The organism is Streptomyces sp. NPDC052101 (genome assembly GCF_040680235.1).
Lineage (GTDB): Bacteria > Actinomycetota > Actinomycetes > Streptomycetales > Streptomycetaceae > Streptomyces.
The window spans coordinates 1-5,207 of the sequence record NZ_JBFAWH010000093.1; the positions used below are offsets into that span (position 1 = coordinate 1).

The window sequence follows — 5,207 nt, forward strand, 5'->3', positions numbered from 1 at the left end:
GTGTCGGTTGCGGCGCCGGTGGCTCGGGTGGAGGAGCTGATCGCGGGTCGCGCGGGTGTGTGGGTGGCTGTGGTGAACGGTCCGGGTGCCACGGTCGTCGCCGGTGACACCGACGCGCTGACCCGGATCGTCGCGGAGTGCGAGGAGAACGGCCTCAGCGCGCGGACCATCGCCGTGGACTACGCCTCGCACACCCCGCACGTCGAGCAGATCCGCGCATCACTGCTGCGGCTGGCCACCGTCGAGCCCCGGTCGGGTGACGTGCCGATGTACTCGACCGTCACCGGCGAGCCGGTCGACGGCACGGAGCTGGACGCGGAGTACTGGTACCGCAACCTGCGCGAGCCGGTGCGGTTCCGGGACACCGTCCACACCCTGCTCGGCGCCGGGAACACCGCGTTCCTCGAAGTCAGCCCCCACCCGGTGCTGACCACCGCGATCACGGAGATCGGCCACGACGCCGACGCCGACGTGCTCGGGACCGGAACGCTGCGCCGGGACCAGGGCGGCAGCGAGCGGCTGCTGACCTCGCTGGCGGAACTGTGGGCACACGGCATCGACCCCGACTGGTCCCGGGTCTTCGCCGGCACCGGTGCCCGCAGGACCACGCTGCCCACCTACGCCTTCCAGCGCCACCGCCACTGGCTGGACGCGTCCGCCGCCCCGGCGCCCGAACCGGCCGGCAAGGACGCCGAACCGCCCGCCGAGACGCCCGAGCCGTCGCCCGCCGCCGCATCCGGGCGGACCACCGCCAACCCGGACGCCGCCCATGTGGTACGCGCCCAGACCGCCGCCGTACTGGGACACGCCACGTCCGAAGGAGTCGACGTACGGCGGACGTTCAAGGACCTCGGTTTCGATTCGATCATGCTCGGCGATCTCTGCGGCCGAGTGAACAAGGCCCTGGACACGCGCATCTCCACAGCCGTCCTCTTCGACCATCCGACACCGGCCAGGCTGGCGGCCCACCTCGGCGCGGCCGCCCCCGGCACCGCCCCCGCGGCCGGCGTCACGGCGACCGGACCCGTCGAGGACGACGAACCGATCGCGATCGTGGGCATGAGCTGCCGCTTCCCCGGAGACGTACGGTCCCCCGAGGACCTGTGGCAGCTCGTCGCCGACGCGGGCGACGCCGTCTCACGGTTCCCCGACGACCGCGGCTGGGACCTGGACGGCCTGTACGGTGGGGCGACTTCGGCCGTGGGCGGCGGATTCCTCGACGGTGTCACGGACTTCGACGCGCGCTTCTTCGGGATCTCGCCGCGCGAGGCGCTGGCGATGGACCCGCAGCAGCGGCTCCTGCTCGAACTCTCCTGGGAGGCACTGGAACGCGCGGGCATCGACCCGCTCACGCTCCGGGAAAGCCGCGCCGGCGTCTTCGTCGGCACCATGGACCAGGAGTACGGACCTCGTCTGTACGAAGCCCCGGAAGCACTGGACGGCTACCTGCTCACCGGCAAGTCCACCAGCGTCGCCTCCGGCCGCATCGCCTACCTGCTCGGCCTGACGGGTCCCGCGCTGACGGTGGACACGGCATGCTCGTCGTCGCTGGTCGCCCTGCACCTGGCCGCGCAGTCGCTGCGACGCGGCGAGTCCTCGCTGGCCCTGGTCGGCGGTGTGACGGTGATGTCCACACCCGGCATCCTCACCGAGTTCAGCACCCAGGGCGGGCTGTCGCCCGACGGCCGCTGCAAGGCCTTCGCCGCCGCCGCGGACGGTACCGGCTTCGCCGAAGGCGCCGGAATCCTCGTGGTGGAGCGACTGTCGGACGCACGCCGCAACGGGCACCGCGTGCTCGCGGTGGTACGCGGCTCGGCGGTCAACCAGGACGGCGCGTCCAACGGCCTCACCGCCCCCAGCGGGGTGTCCCAGCAGCGGGTCATCCGCGACGCATGGGCCGGCGCGGGCATCGCCTCGGCCGACGTGGACGTCGTGGAAGCCCATGGCACCGGCACGGCACTGGGCGACCCGATCGAGGCCGAGGCGCTGCTCGCGACCTACGGCCAGGGGCGCGCCGAAGACCAGCCGGTCCTGCTGGGCTCGGTGAAGTCCAACATCGGCCACACCCAGGCCGCGGCGGGTGTCGCGGGCGTCATCAAGATGGTGATGGCCATCCGCGCCGGACTGGTCCCGGCGACGCTGCACGTGGACGATCCGACGCCGCACGTGGACTGGGCGACGGGCGCGGTCCGGCTGGTCACCGAGAGCGTCCCCTGGCCCGACCGCCGTCCGGTGCGCAGGGCCGCGGTTTCCTCGTTCGGAATCAGCGGAACCAACGCGCACGTCATCGTCGAGCAGGCCCCCGATCTCATGGAGGCCGCCGTCGGCGCGGTGGGCTCCGGCCCCGCGACGCGAGCGGGCGGAGCACTGCCCTGGGTCGTCTCCGGCCGCACCGCGGCCGGTCTGCGGGGGCAGGCCTCCCGGCTGGCGGAGTTCGCCGTCGACACCGAGGACCTCCCCGAGGACATCGGACGGGCGCTGGCCGGCAACCGCGGCGCCCTGGAACACCGTGCGGTCGTGGTCGCCGAGCAGCGGCACGAACTCGTCGACGCAATGGCCGCGCTCGCCGCCGGGCGGCCCGCCGCACAACTGGTGACCGGTGTCGTCCCGGCCGAGGTGGGCGGCGTGGTGTTCGTCTTCCCCGGCCAGGGCGGCCAGTGGACCGGTATGGCGGTCGATCTGCTCGCCACCTCACCGGTGTTCGCCGCTTCCATGGAACGCTGCGCACGGGCCCTCGCCCAGCACACCGACTGGGACCTGCTCGAAGCGCTGCGCGACGAGGACGCGTTGGGCCGCGTCGAAGTCGTCCAGCCCGTGCTGTGGGCCGTGATGGTGTCCCTCGCCCAGGTCTGGCGCGCGGCAGGGATCAGTCCCGCCGCCGTGCTGGGCCACTCCCAGGGCGAGATCGCCGCCGCCTGCGTCTCCGGTGCCCTGTCGCTCGCCGACGCCGCCCGTCTGGTCGTCCTGCGTAGCCGCCTCGTCGCACAGGAACTGGCCGGAACCGGCGGGATGCTCTCGGTCGCCGCGTCCGTCGAGCGCGTCGAGGCACTCCTCGCCGACCGCGCGGACGCGTGGATCGCGGTGGTGAACGGCCCCGACTCGACGGTGGTCGGCGGCACCCCGGAGGCCCTCGACGCGGTGCTGGCCGAGGCCGAGGCCGCCGGGCTGCAGCCCAAGCGGATCGTGGTCGACTACGCGTCGCACACCCCGCACGTCGAGCGGATCCGCGAGCAGCTTCTGCAGGCCGCGGCCGACATCGTCCCGCGCTCCGGCGACATCCCGATGTACTCGACCGTGACCGCCGAACTCACCGACGGCGCCCGGTTCGACGCCGAGTACTGGTACCGCAACCTGCGCGAACCGGTCCGGTTCCACCACACCGTCACGGCCGCCGTCGCCGCAGGGAACACCGTCTTCGTCGAGGTCAGCCCCCACCCGGTGCTCACCACACCGGTCCAGGCCGCCGGTCGCGAGGCGGACGTCGACACCCTCTCCGTGGGAACCCTGCGCCGCCATCAGGACGGCATGGGCCAGTTCCTCACCTCCCTCGCCACCCTCTGGGTCAACGGCCTGGCCCCCGACTGGCCGAGCATGTTCGCCCCCGGCAGCACCGGGTCGGTCGAACTGCCCACCTACGCCTTCCAGCGCGAGCGGTACTGGCTCGCCCCGACCCGGTCCGGCGCCGGGCCCGCAATCGAGCTGCCGTCCGCCCCCGCCCCGGACGCGGCCTCCGACCTTCAGCGGAGGCTGGCTGCCGCGTCCACGCCGGAACGCCGCAGTCGGCTGGCCCTGGACGAGGTGCGGGCCCAGGCGGCGGCGGTGCTCGGCTGGTCCTCCCCCGACGAGGTCGAGGCGCGGCGGCCGTTCCGGGAAGCAGGCTTCGACTCGCTCACCGCGGTCGACCTGCGCAACCGGCTGGCGGCCGCCACCGGGCTGAACCTCTCACCCACCCTCCTGTTCGACTACCCCACGCCCCTGACGCTCGCCGCGCACCTGCGCGACCGGATGCTCGGCCAGGACGGTCAGGACGCCGTCGAGTCCTTCGTCGACGGCATGGCCGCGCTCGACGAGCCGATCGCGATCGTGGGCATGAGCTGCCGCTTCTCCGGTGGAGTGGCGTCACCCGAGGACCTGTGGCGGCTGCTGTCGGCCGACCAGGACGCCATCGGCGGCTTCCCGGTCGACCGCGGCTGGAACCTGGACGACCTCTTCCACCCCGACACCACCCGTCCCGGCACCAGCTACGTCCGCGAGGGCGGCTTCCTCTACGACGCCTCCGAGTTCGACGCTGGCTTCTTCGGGATCTCGCCGCGTGAGGCGCTGGCGATGGACCCGCAGCAGCGGCTGCTGCTGGAAGGATCCTGGGAGGCCCTGGAGCGTGCGGGCATCGATCCGCTGACGCTCCGAAACAGCCGGACCGGTGTCTTCGTCGGCGTCGTTCCCCACGGCTACGGCATCGGGGCCACCGACGCGCCGGAGGCCGAGGGCTACCTGTTCACCGGCGCGGCCGGCAGTGTGGCCTCCGGCCGCATCTCCTACACCCTCGGTCTGACGGGTCCCGCGCTCACGGTGGACACGGCGTGCTCGTCGTCGCTGGTGGCCCTGCACCTCGCGGTCCAGGCGCTGCGGCAGGGCGAGTGCACGATGGCTCTCGCCGGCGGTGTGTCGGTCATGTCCACACCCGGTGTCTTCACCGAGTTCAGTCACCAGCGCGGCCTCGCTCCCAACGGCCGTTGCAAGCCGTTCGCCGCCGGTGCGGACGGCACCGCCTGGGGTGAGGGTGTCGGCGTGCTGCTGGTGGAGCGGCTGTCGGACGCGGTGCGCAACGGGCACCAGGTGCTCGGCGTCATCCGCGGTTCGGCGGTGAACCAGGACGGTGCGTCCAACGGCCTGACCGCCCCCAACGGCCCCTCCCAGCAGCGCGTCGTCCGCCAGGCCCTCGCCAACGCGGGACTCTCCGCCTCCGACGTGGACGTCGTGGAGGCGCATGGCACGGGTACGGCGCTGGGTGACCCGATCGAGGCGCAGGCACTGCTCGCGACCTACGGCCAGGAGCGTCCCTCCGACCGGCCCCTGCTGCTGGGTTCGGTGAAGTCGAACATCGGTCACACTGCTGCCGCTGCGGGTGTGGCGGGTGTGATCAAGATGGTTATGGCGATGCGTCATGGGGTTGTTCCGGCGACGTTGCATGTGGATGAGCCGACGCC

At 72.8% G+C, this 5,207-nt stretch carries 1 protein-coding gene; it reads left to right on the plus strand.

Annotation, left to right across the window (positions count from 1 at the left end; genetic code table 11):
• Nucleotides 1-63: 63 nt before the first annotated feature.
• On the plus strand, nucleotides 64-5,207 hold a 5,144-nt coding region (locus AB0L75_RS43775; protein WP_365191884.1), incomplete at its 3' end, for a beta-ketoacyl synthase N-terminal-like domain-containing protein.